The organism is Aeromonas sp. FDAARGOS 1404 (assembly GCF_019047085.1).
GTDB classification, from domain to species: domain Bacteria; phylum Pseudomonadota; class Gammaproteobacteria; order Enterobacterales; family Aeromonadaceae; genus Aeromonas; species Aeromonas veronii.
The window spans coordinates 4206462-4229427 of record NZ_CP077237.1; the positions used below are offsets into that span (position 1 = coordinate 4206462).

17 protein-coding genes are annotated in these 22966 nt (G+C 60.1%); 13 read left to right on the forward strand and 4 right to left on the reverse strand.

What is annotated here, in order from left to right:
• Positions 1–26: 26 nt before the first annotated feature.
• The 12 genes from pepB (I6L34_RS19560) (at position 27) to I6L34_RS19615 (ending at position 12631) form a co-directional block, all read left to right on the forward strand.
• Complete coding sequence (gene pepB, locus I6L34_RS19560; RefSeq protein WP_005351034.1) at positions 27–1331, forward strand: aminopeptidase PepB; 1305 nt, start codon at positions 27–29, stop codon at positions 1329–1331.
• On the forward strand, positions 1328–2611 hold the full coding sequence (gene pepB, locus I6L34_RS19565) for an aminopeptidase PepB (protein WP_005359802.1): 1284 nt from the start codon (positions 1328–1330) through the stop codon (positions 2609–2611). The genes pepB (I6L34_RS19560) and pepB (I6L34_RS19565) overlap by 4 nt, the downstream gene beginning before the upstream one ends.
• Before the next feature lie 267 nt (positions 2612–2878).
• On the forward strand, positions 2879–3307 hold the full coding sequence (ndk, locus tag I6L34_RS19570) for a nucleoside-diphosphate kinase (protein ID WP_005333805.1): 429 nt from the start codon (positions 2879–2881) through the stop codon (positions 3305–3307).
• Between the two features lie 167 nt (positions 3308–3474).
• On the forward strand, positions 3475–4578 hold the full coding sequence (locus I6L34_RS19575) for a bifunctional tRNA (adenosine(37)-C2)-methyltransferase TrmG/ribosomal RNA large subunit methyltransferase RlmN (protein WP_005344856.1): 1104 nt from the start codon (positions 3475–3477) through the stop codon (positions 4576–4578).
• A gap of 11 nt (positions 4579–4589) precedes the next feature.
• Positions 4590–5381 (forward strand): PilW family type IVa pilus biogenesis/stability lipoprotein TapF, encoded by a 792-nt coding sequence (gene tapF, locus I6L34_RS19580; RefSeq protein WP_152985403.1) that lies wholly within the window; start codon positions 4590–4592, stop codon positions 5379–5381.
• A complete protein-coding gene (gene rodZ, locus I6L34_RS19585) occupies positions 5371–6339 on the forward strand; it encodes a cytoskeleton protein RodZ (protein ID WP_058057393.1) in 969 nt (322 codons plus the stop codon). The genes tapF and rodZ overlap by 11 nt, the downstream gene beginning before the upstream one ends.
• A gap of 10 nt (positions 6340–6349) precedes the next feature.
• Positions 6350–7465, forward strand: a complete 1116-nt coding sequence (gene ispG / locus I6L34_RS19590) for a flavodoxin-dependent (E)-4-hydroxy-3-methylbut-2-enyl-diphosphate synthase (protein ID WP_103251707.1) — start codon at positions 6350–6352, stop codon at positions 7463–7465.
• A 138-nt stretch (positions 7466–7603) separates the two neighbouring features.
• Complete coding sequence (gene hisS, locus I6L34_RS19595) at positions 7604–8881, forward strand: histidine--tRNA ligase (RefSeq protein WP_040066513.1); 1278 nt, start codon at positions 7604–7606, stop codon at positions 8879–8881.
• 3 nt (positions 8882–8884) lie between these two features.
• Positions 8885–9535, forward strand: a complete 651-nt coding sequence (locus I6L34_RS19600) for a tetratricopeptide repeat protein (protein ID WP_040066512.1) — start codon at positions 8885–8887, stop codon at positions 9533–9535.
• Complete coding sequence (gene bamB, locus I6L34_RS19605; RefSeq protein ID WP_005333796.1) at positions 9528–10712, forward strand: outer membrane protein assembly factor BamB; 1185 nt, start codon at positions 9528–9530, stop codon at positions 10710–10712. Before I6L34_RS19600 ends, bamB begins: the two co-directional genes overlap by 8 nt.
• Positions 10713–10786: 74 nt before the next feature.
• Positions 10787–12283 carry a ribosome biogenesis GTPase Der gene (gene der, locus I6L34_RS19610; RefSeq protein ID WP_005333794.1) on the forward strand — a complete coding sequence of 499 codons (1497 nt, stop codon included), beginning with the start codon at positions 10787–10789 and terminating at the stop codon, positions 12281–12283.
• Between the two features lie 123 nt (positions 12284–12406).
• On the forward strand, positions 12407–12631 hold the full coding sequence (locus I6L34_RS19615; protein WP_058057395.1) for a zinc ribbon domain-containing protein: 225 nt from the start codon (positions 12407–12409) through the stop codon (positions 12629–12631).
• A 373-nt stretch (positions 12632–13004) separates the two neighbouring features.
• On the opposite strand, the gene mltF is transcribed toward I6L34_RS19615, so the two are convergent.
• The gene (gene mltF / locus I6L34_RS19620; RefSeq protein ID WP_005344877.1) at positions 13005–14489 is read right to left on the reverse strand and encodes a membrane-bound lytic murein transglycosylase MltF; all 1485 of its coding nucleotides are present in this window, start codon (positions 14487–14489) and stop codon (positions 13005–13007) included.
• 149 nt (positions 14490–14638) lie between these two features.
• Here mltF and purL point away from each other — a divergent pair, with 149 nt between their 5' ends.
• Entirely contained in the window at positions 14639–18562 is a 3924-nt protein-coding gene (gene purL / locus I6L34_RS19625) for a phosphoribosylformylglycinamidine synthase (RefSeq protein WP_216955193.1), read from the forward strand.
• A gap of 64 nt (positions 18563–18626) precedes the next feature.
• Here the strand turns inward: purL and I6L34_RS19630 are convergent, their stop codons facing one another.
• From I6L34_RS19630 to I6L34_RS19640, 3 genes are read right to left on the reverse strand one after another with little or no spacing between them, the layout of a single operon-like run.
• On the reverse strand, positions 18627–20171 hold the full coding sequence (locus tag I6L34_RS19630; protein WP_216955194.1) for an HD domain-containing phosphohydrolase: 1545 nt from the start codon (positions 20169–20171) through the stop codon (positions 18627–18629).
• 1 nt (position 20172) lies between these two features.
• A complete protein-coding gene (locus I6L34_RS19635; protein ID WP_216955195.1) occupies positions 20173–21630 on the reverse strand; it encodes an HD-GYP domain-containing protein in 1458 nt (485 codons plus the stop codon).
• Entirely contained in the window at positions 21627–22763 is a 1137-nt protein-coding gene (locus tag I6L34_RS19640; protein WP_216955196.1) for an FIST signal transduction protein, read from the reverse strand. Before I6L34_RS19640 ends, I6L34_RS19635 begins: the two co-directional genes overlap by 4 nt.
• Between the last annotated feature and the right edge of the window lie 203 nt (positions 22764–22966).

The following is a 22966-nucleotide window of genomic DNA, read 5'->3' on the forward strand; positions in this document are numbered from 1 at the left end:
GTGCCAGTAAAAAGGAAGCAAACACGATGGCTGACATGATGAAGGTAGCGTTATCCACCCAGGCTGCGGCCGCCTATTGGGGCGAGGGCGCCCAGCTCAGTTTCAATGGCGACGAGGCACTGATCCATCTTGGTGCCGCCGGTCAGGAGAAGGATGTTCTGCGCACCGTTCAGCGCGCCGCCCGTCGCCTCGAATCGAGCGGGATCAAGCGGGTGACGCTGGTCGGTGAAGGCTGGGATCTGGAGCGTCGCTACGCGTTCGCCCAGGGGTTCTACGCCGCCAAGGGATCGCGTGAACTGGATTTTGGCCAGCAGAGCGACGCGGAAGCCCGTGAACTGGATGCGCTGCTCAAGGCGGCTCGCTGGGTACGTGACATCACCAATGGCTGTCCGGAAGAGATCTACCCCATGAGTCTGGCGGAATCGGCCCTGTTGCTCATTCGTGGTCTGGCCGGGGATCAGGTTACAGCTCGCATCACCGCCGGTGAAGCGCTGCGCGAGTCCGGCCATATCGGGATCTGGTCGGTTGGCCGTGGCAGCGAGCGCGAGCCTGTGCTGCTGGAGCTCGACTATAACCCGACTGGGGATCGCAATGCACCCGTGGTGGCGGCGCTGGTGGGCAAGGGGATCACTTTTGATTCCGGTGGCTACTCCATGAAGTCCTCTGACAACATGCTGCCGATGAAGTCCGATATGGGCGGCGCGGCCATGGTGACCGGCGCGCTGGCGCTGGCTATCAGCCGCGGTCTGAACCAGCGGGTGAAGCTCATTCTCTGCTGCGCCGAGAACCTGGTCTCCGGCCACGCCTTCAAACTGGGCGACATCCTCACCTACAAGAATGGGGTTTCGGTCGAGATCCAGAACACCGATGCGGAAGGTCGTCTGGTGCTGGCCGATGGCCTGATGGCGGCCTCCGACAGCGGTGCGGCTTATATCCTTGACGCAGCCACCCTGACCGGCGCCGCCAAGATGGCGCTGGGGCGCGATTATAATGCGGTGTTTGCCCTCGATGAGACCGAACAGCAGCGTGCGCTGGCCGCCGCCAAGGTGGAAAACGAGCAGGCGTGGGCGCTGCCGCTGGAGCCCTGGCATGCCAGCCAGCTCACCTCGGCCTTTGCCGATCTGGGCAACGTCGCCTCGGCAGAAGGCACGGCCGGTGCCACCACGGCTGCTGCGTTCCTTTCCCGTTTCGTACGTGATGAGGGCAAGGGTTGGGTGCACCTGGATCTGGCAGCCTCTTATCAGAAATCGGGCAATGATCTCTGGGCGACCGGCGCCAAGGGGCACGGTCTGCGTACCATCGCCCGCTGGCTGCAGGAGGTGACCGCATGAATGTCTGGTTAAGTCGTGAATTTGCACCGGCCGAGTGGGGGGAGGGGGCGCTGCTCTCTCACCGTGCCGACGGCATGGTGATCCATCTGGTGACGGCCAATCCGCTGCTCGATATCCAGCAGGCGGCCCGTCGTCTCTGCCAGCAGGGGATCCAGAAAGTGACCCTGGCTGGTCACTGGGAGCGTGAACAGCAGTGGGCTTTTGCCCAAGGACTGCAAACCCCCAAGGCGGAGGTGCAACTGCAGTGGGCCATGTCCTCGGAAGAGGACAGAGAGGAGCTGGAAGCGCGTTGGCTCTGCGGCCGCTGGGTGCGCGAGATGACCAATGCCACCCCGGAGCAGTTGGGCCCGCTGGAGCTGGCGGTGGAAGCGGCCTCCTTTATTACCGAGCTGGCGCCGGACAAGGTGAGTCATCGCATTTTGAAAGGCGAAGCGCTGCAACAGGCGGGCTGGGTCGGCCTCTATCAGGTGGGCCGCGGCAGTGCGCGCGAACCGGTATTGCTGGAGCTCGACTTCAACCCGGGGCGTGACCCCAAGGCGCCGGTGGCGGCAGCGCTGGTGGGCAAGGGGATCACCTTTGACTCCGGCGGCTACTCCATGAAGAGCTCCGAGGGGATGCTCACCATGAAGTGCGACATGGGTGGTGCGGCGATTGTCACCGGTGCGCTGGCGCTGGCTATGTTGCGCGGGCTCGACAAGCGGGTGAAGCTGATCCTCTGCTGCGCCGAGAACCTGGTCTCCGGCCACGCCTACAAGCTGGGCGACATCCTCACCTACAAGAACGGCACCACGGTCGAGATTGTGAACACTGATGCCGAAGGGCGGCTGGTACTGGCCGACGGTCTGCAACTGGCGAGCGAGTCCGGCGCACCGCTGATCATCGATGCCGCGACCCTGACCGGTGCAGCCGTGATGGCGCTGGGTGGGCGCTACAATGCCCTGTTCGGCCTCGATAAAGGGCTGGTGAGCCGGGCCATGACTTATGCCGATGCCGAGCATGAGCCTGCCTGGCCACTGCCGCTGGAGCCCTGGCACCGCCAGCAGTGCCCCTCCCATTACGCCGACACGGCCAATAGTCGTCCGGTGAAGGGGGGCGGGCCGGGGGGGGCCTCCAACGCGGCAGGTTTCCTCTCCCGTTTTGTTGCCAACGAAGGGATGGGCTGGTTGCATATCGATCTGGCCGCCTGCTTCAGTGACAACGGCGATGCCCTCTGGGCGCCGGGGGCCAATACCCTGGGGATGCGCACCATAGCGCGGGCCTTGCTGGCGGAAGCCAAATAGGCGAGACAAGGCACCTTCGGGTGCCTTTTTCATGCTGTTCGAATTGTGAACAAAAGATGGGGTTTTGGCGGCTTAAGGTAACTATCGTGCGCAAGCGCACATATTTTCCGGCTCTGCTCGGTCAAGATGAGTGTGGATGTTGATTGCAAGGGAGTGATGTTTAATAAAAAGTTGCTTGTTTGTGTGTTTTTCCGGTTTTTGTTTACGTATAATCGCCAGCGAACATGGATTCTAACAATAAAACTCTGTAGTTAAGGAAAGATATCAATGGCCATCGAACGTACCTTCTCTATCGTCAAACCGGATGCTGTCAGCAAGAACCTGATCGGTGCCATCTATAGCCGTTTCGAAAGCGCAGGCTTGAAAGTGGTGGCATCCAAAATGCTGCACATGAGCAGTGAACAGGCTGCCGGTTTCTATGCCGAGCATCAGGGCAAGCCTTTTTATGACAATCTGGTCAGCTTCATGACCTCTGGCCCTGTCATGGTGCAGGTGCTGGAAGGGGAAGACGCCATTCGTCGCAATCGCGAGATCATGGGGGCTACCAACCCGAAAGAGGCGCTGGCTGGTACCTTGCGTGCCTGTTATGCCGAGAGCATCGATCGCAACGCAGTACATGGCTCCGATGCACCGGCATCCGCAGCCCGCGAAATTGCCTACTTCTTCTCTGACAACGAGATCTGCCCGCGCGGCTGATTCTTGTGGATGATGACCCAAGGGAGCCTCGGCTCCCTTTGTTGTTTTCGCCGTTTACGCAATATCCCTCTATTCTCCAGGTGGAAAGCCAGACCCATTATTTGTACAATGCCGCCCCCTGACGTCGTCAGCCAATAATTGATGAAGTGTTTGAACTGAGGCCATTGATGAGCGAAACAAAAATCAACCTGCTGGATCTTGATCGGGATGCCATGCGTGCCTTTTTCGTCGAACTGGGCGAGAAGCCATTCCGGGCAGATCAGGTCATGAAGTGGATCTATCACTTTGGGTGTGATGATTTCGATCAGATGACCAACGTCAACAAGGTGCTCAAAGAGCGCCTCAAGGCGATCGCCGAGATCAAGGCGCCCGAGATCAGCCGCGAGCAGCGCTCTGCCGATGGCACCATCAAGTGGGCTCTGCAGGTGGGCGATCAGGAGGTAGAGACCGTCTACATCCCGGAAGATGACCGCGCGACCCTCTGCGTCTCCTCTCAAGTTGGCTGTGCGCTGGAGTGCAAGTTCTGCTCCACGGCTCAACAAGGCTTCAACCGCAATCTGAAAGTCTCCGAGATCATCGGTCAGGTGTGGCGTGCGGCCCGCGTGGTCGGTGGCAAGCGTCCCATCACCAACGTGGTGATGATGGGGATGGGCGAGCCGCTGCTCAACCTCGCCAACGTGGTGCCCGCCATGCGTCTGATGATGGATGACTACGGCTTTGGTATCTCCAAGCGCCGGGTGACCATCTCCACCTCTGGCGTGGTACCTGCGCTGGACAAGTTGGGCGACCAGATCGACGTGGCGCTGGCTATCTCCCTGCACGCCCCGAACGACAAGCTGCGTTCAGAGATCATGCCGATCAACGACAAGTACAACATCGAGGAGTTCCTCGCCGGTGTCCGTCGTTACCTGGCCAAATCCAATGCCAACGGTGGCCGGGTGACCGTCGAATATGTGCTGCTCGATCATATCAATGACGATATGCAGCATGCGCACGAGCTGGCCAAGGTGCTCAAGGACACTCCGAGCAAGATCAACCTGATCCCGTTCAACCCCTTCCCGGGCAACCCTTACGGCAAGCCGAGCAATAGTCGTATCGATCGCTTCTCCAAGGTGCTGATGGAGTACGGTTTCACCGTGATTGTCCGCAAGACCCGTGGTGATGACATCGATGCCGCCTGTGGTCAGCTGGTGGGTGACGTGATTGACCGTACCAAGCGAACTATCAAAAATCGGATGCAACAGGATGGGATTTCCGTCAAAATGGTTTAAATGCTAAGCCATTGTATAGACAGGGAATGGATACACGTACATTGATCGTAGTGGCAGCGCTCTGCGCGCTGCCAGGCTGTGTGACCGAGACCACTTACGCTGGCCAGAATTCGACCCAGCGTGAAGTGGGTCCTGACCTCAAGGCGGCTGCCCAAACCCGCCTCGACCTTGGTATCCAGTACCTGCGTCAGGGCAATGCCGAGCAGGCCAAGTTCAATCTTGACCGCGCCCTCCAGTATGACCCCTCCAACCCCCAGATCCAGATCGGTTTTGCCTACTTTTACCAGAAGGTAGGAGATTTCAAGGCAGCCGAGACCCATTACAAGAACGCCCTTGCCATGGATCCGTCCAATGCTGACGCAATGAACAACTATGGTGCCTTCCTCTGTGATCGCGGCAGGTATACCGAGGCAGATCAGGCGTTCAACCAGGCTGTTATTCAGCCAGGCTATGTAAAAATTGCCGATACCTATGAAAATGCGGCACTTTGTGCGCTGCAAAATCGCAGAAATGATAAAGCAGGCGAGTACTATCGCCTGGCCTTGGGGTATAATCCCCGCAATCCAGGGTTATTGCTGGACTTGGCCGAGCTTTCCATGAAAGATGGCAAGCTGCCTGATGTGCAGTCCTACCTCGCCCGTTTTGCCGATGTGTCAGACGAGAACGAGGAGAGTCTCTGGTTGAGACTTCGGCTGGCACAGGCGATGGACAAGCCGGCATTACTTCACCAATTCGGGACTGAGCTGGTAAGGCAATATCCCACTTCGCAACAAGCCAAGCGTTATTTAGCCAATGACTATTGAACAGCAACACGATTTCCAAGACGACTCCCAGGCAGTAGGCCCAGGCCAATTGCTGCGCAACGCCCGTGAACAGCTTGGCTGGACACGAGAACAGGTTGCGTCCCGCATTCACCTTCGTCTGACCCTGATCGCCGCTATCGAATCGGATACCTACGACAAGCACACCTCCCATACCTTTATTCGGGGCTATCTGCGTACCTATGCCAAGCTGGTCGGGATCCCCGACGAGACCATTCTGGCTGCTTACGACAAGCTGGGTCTGACTCCTCCCGACAATATCGACATGCAGAGCTTCTCCCGTCGCTCCCGTCAGCAAGCCAACGACAGTCGGCTCAAGGTGGTGACCTGGCTGGTGATCCTGGTGTTGATTGCGCTCTCGGTCGCCTGGTGGTGGCAGAGTACTTCCCGTCGCTCCGCCGGTGATGAAGCGCTGGCAGCCACCGAGATGAGTGCAACCGGTTCGACTCCGGCTGAACCTGCCATCACGCCGCCCGATGCAATCAACACCGCTCCGGTGGAAGGCGCTACCATCGCACCGGCCGCCACTGATGTAGCTGCCCCTGCGGTGGTCTCCGATGCGTCTGCTACCCTGGCGCCTGCTTCTGCGGCTGTTGCCCCGACCGATGTCAGTGCGGCTGTCGGCACTGCGACCGATGCTGCAGTATCCGGTGCCAATGGCACTGAATCTGAAGAGGCTGTCGTTGATCCGGCGACTGCGCCGCAACTGAAGATGAGCTTCACCGCCGATTGCTGGCTGGATGTGAAGGATGCCAACGGCAAGACCCTGTTCAGTGGTCTGAAGAAGGCCAACGACGAGCTGGTGCTGGAAGGCGCCGAGCCCCTGAAGTTCATCATTGGCGCGCCCATGGCCGTCAAGCTTGACTACAAGGGTCAGTCGTTTGATATGAGCCGTTACAACAACGGTCGTACAGCCCGCTTCTCACTGCCGCAGGAGTAATCTGTTTCCCATGTCTTCTCACGAATCTCCCATCATTCGTCGTAAATCCAGACAGATCATGGTTGGTAATGTACCGGTGGGGGGCGATGCCCCCATTACCGTGCAGACCATGACCAACACCAAGACCACAGATGTCGCCGCCACCATCGAGCAGATCCAGCGGATCGAGCGGGTCGGTGCCGATATCGTCCGTGTCTCCGTGCCCACCATGGAAGCGGCGGAAGCCTTCCGGCTGATCAAACAGCAGACCCGCATTCCCATCGTCGCCGATATCCACTTCGACTATCGCATCGCCTTGAAAGTGGCCGAGTACGGTGCCGATTGCCTGCGTATCAACCCGGGTAACATCGGCAACGAGCAGCGGGTGCGCTCGGTGGTCGATTGTGCACGCGACCTCAATATCCCGATCCGTATCGGGGTCAATGGCGGGTCGCTGGAGAAAGATATCCAGGAGAAGTACGGCGAGCCGACCCCAGAGGCGCTGGTGGAGTCCGCCATGCGTCACGTGGACTATCTCGATCGTCTCGATTTCCAGGACTTCAAGGTGAGCGTCAAGGCTTCCGATGTGTTCCTGGCAGTTGGTGCCTATCGCTTGCTGGCCAAGCAGATCGAGCAGCCGCTGCACCTTGGCATCACCGAAGCGGGCGGTTTCCGTGCCGGCGCGGTGAAGTCTGCCATCGGTCTGGGTATGCTGCTTACCGACGGCATCGGCGATACCCTGCGTATCTCGCTGGCGGCGGATCCGGTGGAGGAGGTAAAGGTAGGTTTCGATATCCTCAAATCCCTGCGTATTCGCTCCCGTGGCATCAACTTTATCGCTTGCCCATCCTGCTCACGGCAGGAGTTCGATGTGATCGCCACTGTCAACGCGCTGGAAGAGCGGCTCGAAGACATCATCACCCCGATGGATGTCTCCATCATCGGCTGTGTGGTGAATGGGCCAGGCGAAGCGCTGGTCTCCGACCTTGGTCTGGCGGGTGCCGCCAACAAGAGTGCCTTCTATGAAGGGGGCCAGCGGGTCGATCGGCTCGACAACAAGGATCTCATTCCAACTCTGGAGCGCCGCATTCGCGCCCGCGCCGCCATGCTGGATCCCGCCAACCGGATCCTGATGGACAAGGAGTGAGCGAAACAGGGCCACATTGGGTGGCCCTTTTTCCAGGTGACTGATTTTAAATCCCGCATCCGGATTCCCTGATTTTACCTTGGGGGGGAAAATCCCTATAATGCGGCCAAATTTTACCTCTTTTTCTCGAGTATCAACGTGGCAAAACAGATCCAAGCTATTCGCGGTATGAATGATTGCCTGCCGGAGCAGAGCCCGGTATGGCAGAAGGTTGAACAGATCCTGCGCCAGGTCGTTGCCAGCTATGGCTACAGCGAAGTGCGCATGCCGATTGTCGAGCAGACTCATCTGTTCAAGCGCGCCATCGGTGAAGTGACCGACGTGGTCGAAAAAGAGATGTACACCTTTGAAGATCGCAACGGCGACAGCCTGAGCCTGCGTCCGGAAGGGACCGCCAGCTGCGTCCGTGCCGGTATCGAACACGGTCTGCTCTACAACCAAGAACGCCGGATGTGGTACATGGGCCCCATGTTCCGTCACGAGCGTCCCCAGAAGGGCCGTTATCGCCAGTTCCACCAGTTCGGTGTCGAGCTGTTTGGCATCAACGGGCCGGACATTGACGCTGAGCTGATCATGCTGACCCACCGTCTGTGGCGTCTGTTTGGCATCAGCGAGCATGTCACCCTGCAGCTCAACACCCTGGGTCAGAGCGCCGAGCGTGCCGCTTACCGCGATGCGCTGGTGGCCTATCTGGAGCAGTACAAGGAGCAGCTGGACGAAGAGAGCCAGCGCCGTATGTACAGTAACCCGCTGCGGGTGCTCGACTCCAAGGATGAAAAGGTGCAGGCCATTTTGGCGGGTGCCCCGCGTCTGTTCGACCATCTGGGCGAAGAGAGCCTGGCCCACTTCGAGGGGCTCAAGCGCCTGCTCGAGTCTGCCGGTATCAAATACGAAGTGAACGAGCGTCTGGTGCGTGGTCTTGACTACTACAACCTGACCGTGTTCGAGTGGGTCACCAGCAGTCTGGGTGCCCAGGGCACCGTCTGTGCCGGTGGCCGCTACGATGGTCTGGTAGAACAGCTGGGCGGTCAATCGACCCCTGCCGTGGGCTTCGCCATGGGCATGGAGCGTCTGGTGCTGATGCTGGAAACTCTCGAGCTCAACGCCGATATCCGCCCGGCGGTGGATGTCTATCTGGCGATGGTGGGCGAGGGGACCGAACAGGCTGGCTTCCAGCTGGCCGAGCGTCTGCGCGATGCCCTGCCGGACCTGCGCCTCATGAGCCACTGCGGTGGTGGCAACTTCAAGAAACAACTCAAACGTGCCGACAAGAGCGGCGCGGCAATCGCCCTGATCCTTGGTGAGACCGAGGTGCAAAACGGGGAGATCACTATCAAATATCTGCGTGGTCAGGCCGAGCAACAGACCGTCAAGGTTGACGCCGCCATTGCCCTGCTGGCAGCCAAAGGAGAGTAAGCTGTGGAAGTCTATACCACCGAAGAACAACAGGTTGAGGTTATCAAGGAGTGGTGGAAAGAGAACGGAACCTCGGTGATTGCCGGGACCGTGATCGGTCTGGTCGGTCTGTTCGGCTGGCGCTATTACAACCAGCACCAGCAAGAGACCATGGAGGCCTCCTCCCACTCTTACAACCAGGTGATTGAGCAGCTGGCCAAGGGCGATGCCGCCGGTTTCGAGCAGGCACAGCAGTTTGTTACCGCCAACAAGGGTGACTCCTACGGTGAACTGGCCGCTTTGCAACTGGCTGCCGCTGCCGTCAAGGCGGGCAAGCTGGATCTGGCTGTCGAGCAGCTGGAGCTGGTGGCGACCACGGGTGACGAGAGCATTCGTCCCATCGCGGCGCTGCGTCTGGCTCGTGTGCTGAATGATCAGGGCAAGGCAGATGAAGCGCTGGCCAAGCTGGCAACCATCCAGAATGAGGCCTTCAAGGCGCAGGTAGCCGAAGCCCGTGGTGATGTGCTGCAAAAGCAGGGCAAGACCGAAGAGGCTCGTGATGCCTATCAGGCGGCGGCCGATGCCGGCGGCCTGCAGGGTAGCGCCGAGCTCAAGCTGAAAATGGACGATCTGGCCCTGCCGGCCGTTGCGACTGGTGAGGCACCGGATGCGTAATCTATTCAAGATGGTGGCGCTGGGGGCTGCGGTCTCCTTCGCTCTGCAGGGTTGCTCCCTGTTCAGTTCCGAAGAGGATCTCAACCCGATGGCGCCGCTGCCCAAGGTTGAATCTGCCTTCACGGCCGACACCGCATGGTCATCCACTGTGGGTGATGGCATCGGTGACTTCTACTCCCAGCTCAAGCCGGTGGTGGAAGAGGATCGTATCTATGCGGCGGCCCGTGACGGCGATGTCAGCGCCTTTGACCGTGCCAGTGGCGATCGCCTCTGGACTGTCGATCTGGCCGACCTGCCGGTCAACGCCGACAAGCGCAGCGCCCGCCTCTCCGGTGGTCTGGTCTCCCGTTACGGCAAGCTCTTCCTCGGCTCCGAGAACGGGGTGGTCTACGCCCTGAACGAAGAGAACGGAGAAGTGCTCTGGCAGACCAATGTGCCCGGCGAAGTGGTGGCAAGCCCTGCGGTGGAAGATGGCCGCGTGGTGGTGTTGACCACCTCCGGTCGCCTGATCGCCCTCGACACTGATGAAGGCAAGATGCAGTGGTCGCTCTCCGAAGAGCAGCCGCCGCTGACCCTGCGCAGTGCCGGTGCACCGGTGATCACCAACGGCGCTGTGATTTACGGTCGTGCCGATGGCAAGGTGGGCATCGCTCTGCTGAGCAACGGCCAGCCTGTGCGCCAGTCCAAGGTGGCTGATCCGCGCGGTGCTACCGAGCTGGACCGCATGGTTGACGTCGATGCCAGCCCGCTGATCGCCGGTGATGAGCTCTACGCCATCGCCTACAACGGTCAGTTGATGGCGCGCAAACTGATGACCGGCGATGAAGTGTGGAAGCGCAAGTATTCCGGCTATCGCGATCTGGCGATGACCGGTAATGCCATCGTGCTGACCGACAGCCGCAGCCACCTGTTTGCCATCGACCGTCGCAACGGTCTGGAGCTGTGGTCCAACACCCAGCTGGAAAATCGTACCGTCACTGCACCTGTCATCTTCGGTGACTATGTGGTGGTGGGTGATGTGGAAGGATACCTGTATTGGCTTGATCGTACCGACGGTACCATCAAGGCGATGCAGCAGCTCGATAGCAGTGGTCTCTACGCCGCCCCGCTGGTGGATGGCGAGACCCTGTATGTGCAGAGCCGTGACGGCAAGTTGTACGCCCTCAAGCGTCCTTGATCGTCCGATAATGTGAATATCCGGCTCCTGGTCTTCGGACCCGGAGCCTTTGTCGTCTTGAGAATGAGGCTTTTATGACTCCTGTAGTAGCCCTGGTGGGCCGCCCCAACGTGGGGAAATCCACCCTGTTTAACCGCTTGACCCGTACTCGGGATGCCCTGGTTGCCGATTTTCCCGGTCTGACCCGGGACCGTAAATACGGTCAGGCGAAGTTGGGCGAGCTGGAATTTATCGTGGTCGATACCGGCGGTATCGATGGCACCGAAGAGGGGATCGAGCTGAAGATGGCCGAGCAATCCCTGCTGGCCATCGAAGAAGCGGACGTCGTGCTGTTCATGGTGGATGCCCGTGCCGGTCTGACCGCGGCGGATCAAGCCATCGCCGAGCACTTGCGCAAGGCCCACAAGAAGGTATTTCTGGTGGCCAACAAGACCGACGGTATCGACGGTGATTCCGCGGTCTCCGAGTTCTACGGTCTGGCGCTGGGCGAGGTCTACCAGATCGCGGCCGCTCACGGTCGTGGCGTGCTGAGCCTGCTGGAACTGGCCCTGGCTCCCCATCTGGAGACCCTGGTCGACTCCGCTACCGATGAAGATGCGCAGGATGAGGAAGAGGAGGACTTCGACGAAGAAGCCCTGCTGCGCATGGTGGCTGCCGGTGAACTCGATACCAAAGAGGACACCAAGGAGACCCCGTTCGCCGACCTGCCTATCAAGTTCGCCATCGTTGGTCGTCCCAACGTCGGTAAATCTACCCTGACCAACCGTATGCTGGGTGAAGATCGGGTCATCGTCTATGACATGCCCGGCACCACCCGTGACTCCGTTTACATTCCGATGGAGCGTGACGAACAGAAGTATGTGGTCATCGACACCGCCGGTGTGCGTCGTCGTGGCAAGGTGCACGAGACGGTGGAGAAGTTCTCCGTTATCAAGACCTTGAAAGCCATCGAAGATGCCAACGTTTGCCTGCTGGTGATCGACGCCCAGGAGACCATCACCGATCAGGACTTGAGCATCCTTGGCTATGTGCTCCACGCCGGTCGCTCCGTGGTGCTGGTGGTGAACAAGTGGGATGGTCTGGATCAGAAGGTGAAAGAGGATGTGAAGAACGAGCTGGATCGTCGCTTGGGCTTCATCGACTTCGCCCGCGTTCACTTCATCTCCGCCCTGCACGGCAGCGGTGTCGGCCATCTGTTTGAATCCATTCAGGAGGCTTACCAGTCCGCCACCCGTCGTACCAGCACGGCCATGCTGACCCGCATCATGCAGATGGCGCAGGAAGATCACCAGCCGCCGATGGTCAATGGTCGCCGCGTCAAGCTCAAGTATGCCCACGCCGGTGGCTACAACCCGCCGCGCATCGTGATCCACGGCAACCAGTTGAACGACTTGCCGGACTCCTACAAGCGGTATCTGATCAACTACTTCCGCAAGTCCCTCAAGATCATGGGCTCGCCGATCCGGGTCGAGTTCCAGGAGTCGGTCAACCCGTTTGAAGGGAAGAAGAACACCATGACCCTGAGTCAGGAACGTCAGCGCAAACGCCTGCTGAAAATGAAGAAGAAATAAGTCCTTGCGGCTGCCCTCACCGGCAGCCGCTTTGTTATCCTCGCCATGTTAAGGTGAGGAATAAGGGGAGGGGGATCGGCCATGGAACAAGACCATGGCAGATCCACTTTCGAGGAGTTGATTATGGAAGTCCTGCTTTGTCCATCATGCCAGGCTGAACTGGATACCCGCAGCAAGGAGCAAACCTGTGGCCAGTGTCAGGTCAATGTCCGCGTCACGGCCATCTGCCCCACCTGCCAGCAGGAGCTGGAGCGTCTCAAGGCGTGCGGCGCGGTGGATTACTTCTGCAACCACTGCAACTCGCTGATCTCCAAGCGGTCGGTACAGTTCAAGGCGGCACTGGTGTAAGACAGTATTCAGGTGAGAAAGAAGATAAAAAAACCCGGCGAATGCCGGGTTTATGCTGTGTGCTCTGCAATAAGCAGGGTATAGGATCGATTTCTGCGCCACAGGTTGCGCTTGATGTCATTAAGCTTGAGTTTGCGTCTGGGGCTCCAGCTGCACTTCGCTTTTCTGACCAGACTGATTTTTCTACGTTTTTGCATCTTGGTCTCCTCCCAACTCAGGTGGCCATCCCGGCCTTGGGTCATTGATGGAGCCCATCCGAAATTGCTGTTATTTAATCTCTCAACATAATGAAAACAATGCGATTTCGGATAGGCTCCGATGTGAATCGATGGTAACAGAGAAGTTTGCGTGAAAACAGCCGAATAATGGCTGGTTAGCGCATGGTGATCTGATTGACCACTTCGGCGATGGCGGTGGGGCGCTCGGCCAGCTCGGGCTCGCTGTCGTTGTCGAGACTCTCCCGCTGATGTGCCTTCTGCTGCTCGTTGTCGAGCCAGAGCAGACTCTGGTAATACTGCCGCACGTTGTTGACATAGTTGCGCGCCTCGCTGCCACGGGCATAGCCGTAACGTACCTTGCGGTGCCAGCGCGCCTGTTGCAGCAGCGGCAGCACCTCTTTCACGTCGCTCCAGGCGTCGGGATTCTTGCCGAGCTCTTTAGTTAGGCGGCGGGCGTCCATCATGTGGCCGTAACCTATGTTGTAGGCGGTGAGGGCAAACCACACCTTCTCGTCATCGGGCACCGAATCCGGCACCTTCTCCATCATCTGTTGCAGATAGAGGGAGCCACCTTTGATGCTCTCTTCCGGATGAAGCCGGTCGTTGACTCCCATCGCCTTGGCAGTGGGCTCGGTCAGCATCATCATGCCGCGCACGCCGGTGTAGGAGCGGGCCTGCGGGTCCCAGTGGGACTCCTGATAGCTGATGGCGGCGAGCAGACGCCAGTCAATATTCTTGGCGTGAGTCTGGAACAGCGGCTGGTACTTGGGCAGCAGGCTCTTGGCGCGCTTGAGGAAGGTACGGGTATCGACAAAGTCGAAGTTCTGCACGTGGCCGAAGTACTTCTCGTCCAGCTTGGCGATGGCACCATCCATAAAGCGCTGACCGAAGAAGTCGATCACGCTGGCATAGAGGCTGTCATCGGGCAGCTTGCTCATGGCCCAGGCAACGGTCTGCTTCTGGGCCAGGGTCAGCCCCTCGGTGAGCTCCGGGTAGTAGCGCTGGGTACGGGCCAGCACGGTATCCTGCACCACCGTGTAGTCAATCTTGCCATCCACCACCTGCTTGAGCAGCTCCTCCACATCGGCGTTGTCGCTGGTGCTCCAGGCTAGTTTCGGATTTTCTTTGCTCATCTCTTTGAGCAGATCTTCACCGGTGGAGCCGGCGGCCACCACCAGCTTGCCCTTGATATCGTTCAATGAGGCCGGCTTGGGTTTGCCGTTGCGGTAGACCAGTTTGGGAGAGACCTGATAGAAGCCCGGGCCGAAGCGAAACAGCTCGCGCCGTTCGGGGGTGACCATGATGGCGGCAGCCGCCAGATCGAGTTTGCCCTTTTTCAGCAGGGTGACCAGTTGGTCAGTGGTGTCGACCGGGATGATGGTGAGTTTCACCCCCAACCAATCGGCATAATTTTGCGCCAGCTCGTAATCGAACCCCTGGGCGAGGTCGTCACGCTGGTAATAGGAGGTGGGACCATAGATGGTGCCAACCCGGATCTCGCCTCGCTGGCGGATCTGCTCCAGCTGGCTGGAGGGGCTATAGAAGTCGCAGCCAACCAGTGTCAGCGTCAACAACAGCCCGATAAACAGTCGAAAAATGCAGCGCAAGTAGGTGAGTACCTTTGTTGAAAAAATCGGCATTTGTCAAAAAAGAGGCACCTTTATACCAGAGAGTGTGCGCAGAGTCACACTGCACGAAGTGAGAAAAACGTTTGTCCGCTGTGAGCCAGATCCCTATAATACGCGCGTCTCAATTCCCCCCCACTTTAAAACTTGGTGAGAAAGGTCATATGGATATCTTGCGTGGTGCCCCAGCACTGTCTGATTTTCGTGTCCAAAAACTGCTGCAACGCTTCGCACAGATGAGAAACGAGAGTGGAGTAGAGAGCGGAGTAGAGATAGAGGATGTCTATGCCGAGTATGTGCACTTTGCCGAGCTGACAAGCCCCCTCTCTCCCCCCGAGCGAGCGACCTTGGGCCAGCTCTTGCGCTACGGCCCGACCATCCCCGAACACACCCCCAGCGGTCAGCTGTTTCTTGTTACCCCCCGCCCCGGCACTATCTCCCCCTGGTCTTCCAAAGCAACCGACATCGCCCACAACTGCGGCCTGAAACAGGTCAAGCGGCTGGAGCGTGGTATTGCCTATTACCTGACCATCAAGGGGCAGGGTGAGCTGAGTGCCGCCCAGCGCAGCGCCATTGCCGCCGTGCTCCATGATCGGATGATGGAAGTGGTGTTTGCCGAGATGAGCGAAGCTGCCGCCCTGTTTGCTCACCACGAGCCGCGCCCCTTCACCCAGGTGGATGTGCTGGGCGGTGGTCGCGCAGCCCTGGCCGAAGCCAACGTGGCGCTCGGTCTGGCGCTGGCCGACGACGAAATCGACTATCTGGTGGAGAACTTCACCAAGTTGGGTCGCAACCCCAACGACATCGAGCTCTACATGTTCGCCCAGGCGAACTCCGAACATTGCCGTCACAAGATCTTCAATGCCGACTGGACCATCGATGGCGAACAGCAGCCCAAGTCGCTGTTCAAGATGATCAAGAACACCTTCGAGCAGACGCCGGATCATGTCCTCTCTGCCTATAAAGACAACGCCGCCGTGATGGAAGGGAGCCAGGGGGGCCGCTTCTTCCCGAGCCCGGCCAACGGCGAATACCAGTATCACCAGGAACAGGTCGACATCCTGATGAAGGTGGAGACCCACAACCACCCGACCGCCATCTCCCCGTTCCCGGGGGCAGCCACCGGCTCCGGCGGCGAGATCCGCGACGAGGGGGCCACCGGTCGCGGTGCCAAGCCCAAGGCGGGGCTGGTCGGTTTCTCCGTCTCCAACCTGCGCATTCCCGGCTTCGAGCAGCCCTGGGAGCAGGATTTCGGCAAGCCGAGCCGTATCGTCAGTGCCTTCGACATCATGCAGGAGGGGCCGCTCGGCGGAGCCGCGTTTAACAACGAGTTCGGCCGTCCGGCCATTCTCGGCTACTTCCGTACCTTCGAAGAGGAGGTGCCGAGCCACAACGGCGTCGAGGTGCGTGGCTACCACAAACCCATCATGCTGGCAGGCGGCATCGGCAACATCCGCACCGAACATGTCCAGAAAGGGGAGATCCCGGTCGGCGCGGCGCTGATCGTGCTGGGCGGCCCGGCGATGAACATCGGTCTGGGTGGCGGTGCCGCATCCTCCATGGCCTCCGGCCAGTCAGCCGAAGATCTCGACTTTGCCTCGGTGCAGCGTGACAACCCCGAGATGGAACGCCGTTGCCAGGAGGTGATCGATCGCTGCTGGCAGCTGGGTGACGACAACCCTATCGTCTTTATCCATGACGTGGGGGCGGGCGGTCTCTCCAACGCCATGCCGGAGTTGGTCAACGACGGTGAGCGCGGTGGTCGTTTCGATCTGCGCGCCATCCAGAGCGACGAGCCGGGCATGAGCCCGCTGGAGATCTGGTGCAACGAATCCCAGGAGCGTTACGTCCTGGCGGTAGCGCAGGACAAGCTGCCGCTGTTCAAGGCGCTGTGCGAGCGCGAGCGCGCACCCTATGCCGTCATCGGCACCGCGACCGAAGACAAGCATCTGACCCTCTCTGACAGCCACTTTGACAATCAGCCCATCGATCTGCCGCTGGATGTGCTGCTCGGCAAGGCCCCCAAGATGCACCGCGACGTGGTGACCCTGCCTGCACAAGGCAAAGCGCTCCAGCTCGATGGCATCACTTTGAGTGACGCGGCCGAGCGGGTACTGCGCCTGCCGACCGTGGCGGAGAAGTCCTTCCTTATCACCATCGGCGATCGCAGCGTGACCGGTCTGGTCAATCGCGACCAGATGGTTGGTCCCTGGCAGATCCCGGTGGCCGATTGCGCCGTCACTGCTGCCACCTACGACAGCTATCACGGTGAAGCCATGTCCATGGGCGAGCGTACCCCGGTGGCGCTGCTCTCCCACGCCGCCTCCGCTCGCATGGCGGTGGCGGAAGCGCTCACCAACCTGGCACCGGCTCATATCGGGTCGCTGAAGCGGGTCAAGCTCTCCGCCAACTGGATGGCCGCTGCCGGTCATCCGGGTGAAGATGCCGGTCTCTATGAGGCGGTCAAAGCGGTGGGCGAGGAGCTCTGCCCGGCCCTTGGCATCACCATTCCTGTGGGCAAGGACTCCATGTCCATGAAGACCCGTTGGCAGCAGGATGGCAAGGAGCACAGCGTTACCTCGCCGCTCTCCCTGCTCATCTCCGCCTTTGCCCGGGTCGAGGATGTGCGCAACACCGTCACGCCACAACTGCGTACCGATCTCGGTGAAACCGACCTTATCCTCATCGACCTTGGCAACGGCAAGCAGCGCCTCGGCGCCTCGGCGCTGGCGCAGGTCTATCGCCAGCTGGGTGACAAGGCGCCGGATCTCGATAATCCGGTCCAGCTCAAGGGCTTCTTCAACGCCATTCAGGCGCTGGTGGCCGATCGCAAACTGATCGCCTACCACGACCGCTCCGACGGCGGCCTGTTCGTCACCCTGACCGAAATGGCGTTTGCCGGCCACTGCGGCCTCGACATCCAGCTCGATCGCATCGGCGGCGAGCTGCTGCCGGCGCTGTTCAACGAAGAGCTGGGCGCCGTCATTCAGGTGCGTCGTGAAGATAAAGAGGCGGTGATGACCCTGCTGGCCGGTCACGGTCTGGCAGCCTGCTCCCATGTGCTCGGTACCGTGCGCGAAGGGGATCTCATCACCTTGCAGCGGGGCGGTCAGGAGGTCTATCGTGCCAGCCGTACCGCTCTTCGCACCATCTGGGGCGAGACCAGCTGGCAGATGCAGCGCCTGCGCGACAACCCGGCGTGCGCCGACAGTGAGCACGCGGCCCGTCAGGACGCCACCGATCCGGGTCTGCATGCCAAGCTGACTTACAACCCGTCCGAGGATGTGGCTGCACCTTACATTGCCCGCGGGGTCTCCCCCCGTCTGGCGGTGCTGCGCGAGCAGGGGGTCAACTCCCACGTGGAGATGGCGGCGGCGTTCGATCGTGCCGGTTTCGCGGCGGTCGATGTCCATATGAGCGACATTCTCTCCGGTCGCATTAAGCTGGAAGAGTTCCAGACCCTGGTGGCCTGTGGCGGCTTCTCCTACGGTGACGTGCTGGGGGCCGGTGAAGGCTGGGCCAAGTCCATCCTGTTCAACGACAACGCCCGCGAGCAGTTCCAGCGCTTCTTCGAGCGCGGCGATACCCTCTCTCTGGGTGTCTGCAACGGTTGTCAGATGATGTCCAACCTGCGAGAACTCATCCCGGGCGCCGATCTGTGGCCGCGCTTTGTGCGCAACCGCTCCGAGCGCTTCGAGGCGCGCTTCAGCCTGGTGGAAGTGCAGGAGTCCCCGTCGGCCTTCTTCGCCGGCATGGCAGGCTCGGTGATGCCGATTGCCGTTTCCCACGGGGAAGGGCGTGTCGAGGTGCGTGATGCCGCTCACCTGAACGCACTGCAGCAGAGCGGTCTGGTAGGGCTGCGCTTTGTCGATAACCGCGGCAGCGTGACCGAACAGTACCCGGCCAACCCGAATGGCTCACCGAACGGTATCACCGCCGTGACCACTACCGATGGCCGTGCCACCATCATGATGCCGCACCCAGAGCGGGTGTTCCGCACCGTGGCCAACTCCTGGCACCCCGACAACTGGGGCGAGGACGGCGCCTGGATGCGGATGTTCCGTAACGCCCGGGTTCGTCTGGGTTAATAGAGACAGCGCCAGCGCATAAAAACAGAAACCGGCCACTTGGCCGGTTTTTTTATCCGTGTCGTTACGGCTTGCCGAGCGGTTGGGGGATAAAGTCTCCCCGGTCGAGGATCCGCAGACAGGCATCCACCACATCCGCATCGAGCTGATGGCCGCGCATCTGGATGATCTGCTCACGGGCCTGGGGAATGCCGAGGGCGGCGCGATAGGGGCGATCCGAGGACATGGATTCGACGATATCGGCGACGGTGAGGATGCGGGCCTCCAGCAGGATCTCATCCCCCTTGAGTCCCAGCGGATAGCCGGAGCCATTGAGATACTCGTGGTGCTGGTGGATCATCCGGGCGATGGGCCAGGGGAAGTCGATATCCTTGAGCACCAGATAGCCGATGGCGGGGTGTTCCTTGACCAGCTCGAACTCCAGCGGCGTGAGGCGCTCCGGTTTGGTGAGAATTTCGGCCGGTACCTGGATCTTGCCGATATCGTGCACCATGGCGCCCAGATAGATCCCTCGCAGCCGCTTCTCTTCCAGCCTGAGCTCCCGGCCGATGGCTTGGGCCAGCTTGGCCACATGTTTCTGATGGCCAGCGGTATAGGGATCGCGCTGCTCCAGCACGGCGGCGATGGCACCCAGTGCATCTTCCAGTGCCAGCTCCAGCTGGCGGGCATGGAAGATCTTCTCCTGTTGCGAGCGCAGATAAGCCTGCTGGGTATGGCGCGCCTGCAGGCCATAGGTGAGGTAGTCGGTCAGCTGGATGAAGAGTTGCTCCTCCTCCTGGCTGAACAACCGTGGCTGGTCGCTGTGAATGATCAGCGCACCGGCCAGATCCTCCTGCAGTTGCAAGGGGATCAGCAGGCGGGATCGCAACGGGTGGCGGCCGGTATGGGGCCGCTCGTGGAAGATCACCTGATTGAGGCGCCGCTGGTGGAGGATGGCCTGGGTGAGGGCCTCATCGTTCAACCACAGCGTTTGTTCCGAGGCATCGGCACTGCCTGCCTGCGCCACGATCCTCGGCGGTTGGGCGAGTTCGGGCTGGCCTTGCAGCACTGCCACCAGCGGAAAACGGTCATCGACGGCGATGGCATCGCAGATATCCTGCAGCAGTTGTGGCTCATCGCCCGGTTTGAGCAGGGCGTGGTGGGCGCGGCTGATCGCTTGCTGGGTCCAGGTGTACTGTTGCAGTTTCTCCTGCTGCCACTTCTGCTCGGTAATGTCTTCGAAGAAGACGCCGACCCCCACGATGACCCCCGCCTCATCACGCAGGGGAAACTTGGTGGTGCTGAGCCAGCGGGCTTCTCCCCCCTTCAGATAGGGCTCTTCGATGTGCTGGTGTATCCCCTCGCGCATGACTCGGGCGTCATCCTCCCGATAGCGTTGTACCAGTTCGGGGGGAAAGAAGTCGCAGTCATTCTTGCCCACCAGTGCCTCTGGTGAGAGGGCGAGATCCGCCGCCAGCAGGCGGTTGCCCGCGATGTAGCTGAATCGGGTGTCTTTGAGCAGCACCCGATAGGGAAGCTGATCCATCACCTGGGTCAGCAACAGCGCCGAGGAGGGGAGCGCATCGGTCAGTGGGTGGGGGAGTGTACAGGAGGTGAGGAGTTCGGACATCTTATCCCGCCTTGTCTGCAAGTTGACTGATGGGAGGGCCGAAGTGGTAGCCGGTCTGCCAGAGCACGATACAGCTGTTGACCACTTTTTCATCGTAATGGATCCCGGCATAGCGGGTCAGTTCGGCAATGGCGTCACTCAGAGGCATGGCCCGGCGGAACGGGCGATGGGAGGTCATGGCGATCAGCGAATCGGCCACCCGGATAATGCGAGCCTCCAGGGTAATGGCGCTGCCCGCCAGCCCCTGCGGATAGCCGCTGCCATCGAGGTTTTCGTGGTGCTGCAGCACTATAGTGGCGATGGGCCAGGGGAAGTCGATCTGTTTGAGAATATCGTGGCCGGCCTGGGGGTGCTGCTTGATCAGTTCGAACTCCACCGGCCGCAATTCACGGGGGCGAGTGATGATCTCGGTGGGGATCTGCAGCAGGCCAATATTGTGCACCATGGCCGCCAGTCCCAGCGCATCCAGCCTCTCTTGCCGCAGTTGCATGGCCTGCCCGATGGCCAGTGCCAAATCGCGCACCCTCAACTCATGGCCCGCACTGTTGCGATCCTTGTGGCTGATGGCGCTGGCGAGGGCACTGATGGTCTGGAACAGCAGCTCACGCTGGTGGCGCTCGCTCTCCTTAAGGCGGGTGATGTCGACCAGGGTGCCGATGATGCCGGCAACCATCCCTTGATGGTCATAGAAGAGATCCTTGAAACAGATGACCTGATAGCGCATGCCATTGCGGTCATGCAACTGCTGTTCGATGCACTGGGGCTGGCGACTTCGCAGCAACTCGGTTTCCCGCATGCTGTAGGCCTCGGCAAGCCCGACTGGCAGCAGCTCCTCGACCCGTCGACCCAGCAGCGCCTCCTTGCCGATGCCGATCACCTGATTGAAGGCCTGGTTGCAGCCCAGAAATCGCCCTTCGATATCTTTGTAGAACACCGGGATCGGGATAGCCTTGAGCAGGGATTCGTTGAAGTGTTTCAGATCCTTCAGTTCGGCCTGCTGACGCAGGGCGAGCAGCTCGCTGTCCTTGCAGAGGGAAATGGCGCGGGCCAGGTTGCCGAGTACCGGGCTGAACAGATGGCAGACCGGTACGATCTGCTGATGTGGCTGGGGGGCGAGCAGCAAGATGAGATACCCCCCTTCAACCTTGAGCCGATAGGCAAACTGGTAGGGGCGGCTGCCCGGCAGGGGGAGCGTCTGTTGCAGCAGGCAGTGCTCCTCCTCGCTGACCCACCCGGGCAGTGGCAGGGTGGTGCCGGTGTGCTGGCGCAGCTGCTCGTCGCCGATCACCTTGAGCAGGGTGTATCCCTCCCGTTGTTGCTGCAATACCGCGCCAACCGGCGTGGCGCAGTGATGCATAAAACGTTGCAGTACCTTGGTGAGCAGCGCATCCAGCGTGACTTCACGCCCGATGCAGAGCGCCAGATCGCAGACGATGGCCATGGCGTGGTCGTTGTTCATATCAATGCCCCGTTACAGAGAATGGCGCCGTTATGAAATTGGGGGTAATCCCCGTGGCGCACGCTGCCAATTTCGCCAAGGGAGAGGGCTCCTGCCAGATCGCCGGCCCCCGAGTGGGTCAGCAGGGTGCGCAGCTCGGTCACCGTCTGCTGGTCGAAGTGCAACTGGCGTCCCGCGCAGTAGTAGACCTCCAGCAAGTGTGCCCGGGTGAGGGTTTGTTGCTGGTTGAGGCGCCTGGCTAGTGAGCAGGCATGTTCGGTGGCACTCTCTGGCGCCTTCAGCAGAGTGAGGATGCTGTGCTCCGCTACCTCGCCGGCGCAGAGCAGGGCGCCGTCATCGTTTGCCTCGACGGGAATCCTGACAATCACATCCCCGTTGGCCCGCAGCAGGCCCAGTGGCATGTGCACCACGAAACGGTAGAGCTCCTCGCGCACCATAGTGTGCTGGAATTGCTGGCGGATCAGCCCCTGATATTTTTGAAAGGCCGGTTGCCAATCGATGTAGGCAATCTTGTTCGCTTCACTGCTGGTGGCCAGCATCGGTTGGGCCGAGAGTTGGTAACCATGTTCCAGAAAGGGAAAGCTGTTGCTGGGCAGCAGCGTGCAGGTGACCCCGTAGGCAAGTTGCCGTTGATTGTCGAACAGGCAGGCAAGGGGGGTGAAGCTGCCGCTGCCTGCGTTGGCGCCGGCATAGTTGACGCGATTGGCCAACTGCAGATAAAGCGCATCCAGAATGGAGGCGATATTGGGAATGAGGTTGTCGAAGGTCAGAAACAGGGTTGGTGGCGGCGAAGGGGTTGGCCAGATGGCCAGCATGCTCTCCACCTGTTCCGCAATCCGGTGGGCAAGGGATGCTGCGCTGGCCTGCGGTGTCAGGGGCAGCAGTGTGGCGTGATAGGGGTTGGCTCTGGGCAGTAGCCAGGCCCCTTGCGGCAACAATCCTTGCGCACCGATCAGCTGGGGGAAAATGGCGCCATCCAGGGCGATGTTGAAGTCGCGGCACAACTGCTGCAACAGGGGAACCTGCGCGCAATCCTGTTCGGCCAGCAGTATGGTCAGCTTGCCTCCTTGCAAGGGTGCCAGCGTGGCGGCCAGTTCTGTCGGGTTAAATTGGCAAACGTAGTGTTGCTTCATCAATCTGAACTCCATTCCAGAATATAACCAATATATCAATAAGGAATTCAAGAGGGTATGAGGATCTCGCCCGGTTCTGGTTGTATGGCAAAAACCATGATGGGCATCACCCAAGCTGACTGATCTGTCATTTGCTGGCTCGCGGAGTGCGCGATGCTGTTGTTACGCAAATAGAAAACCGGCAGCCAAGGCTGCCGGTTTTG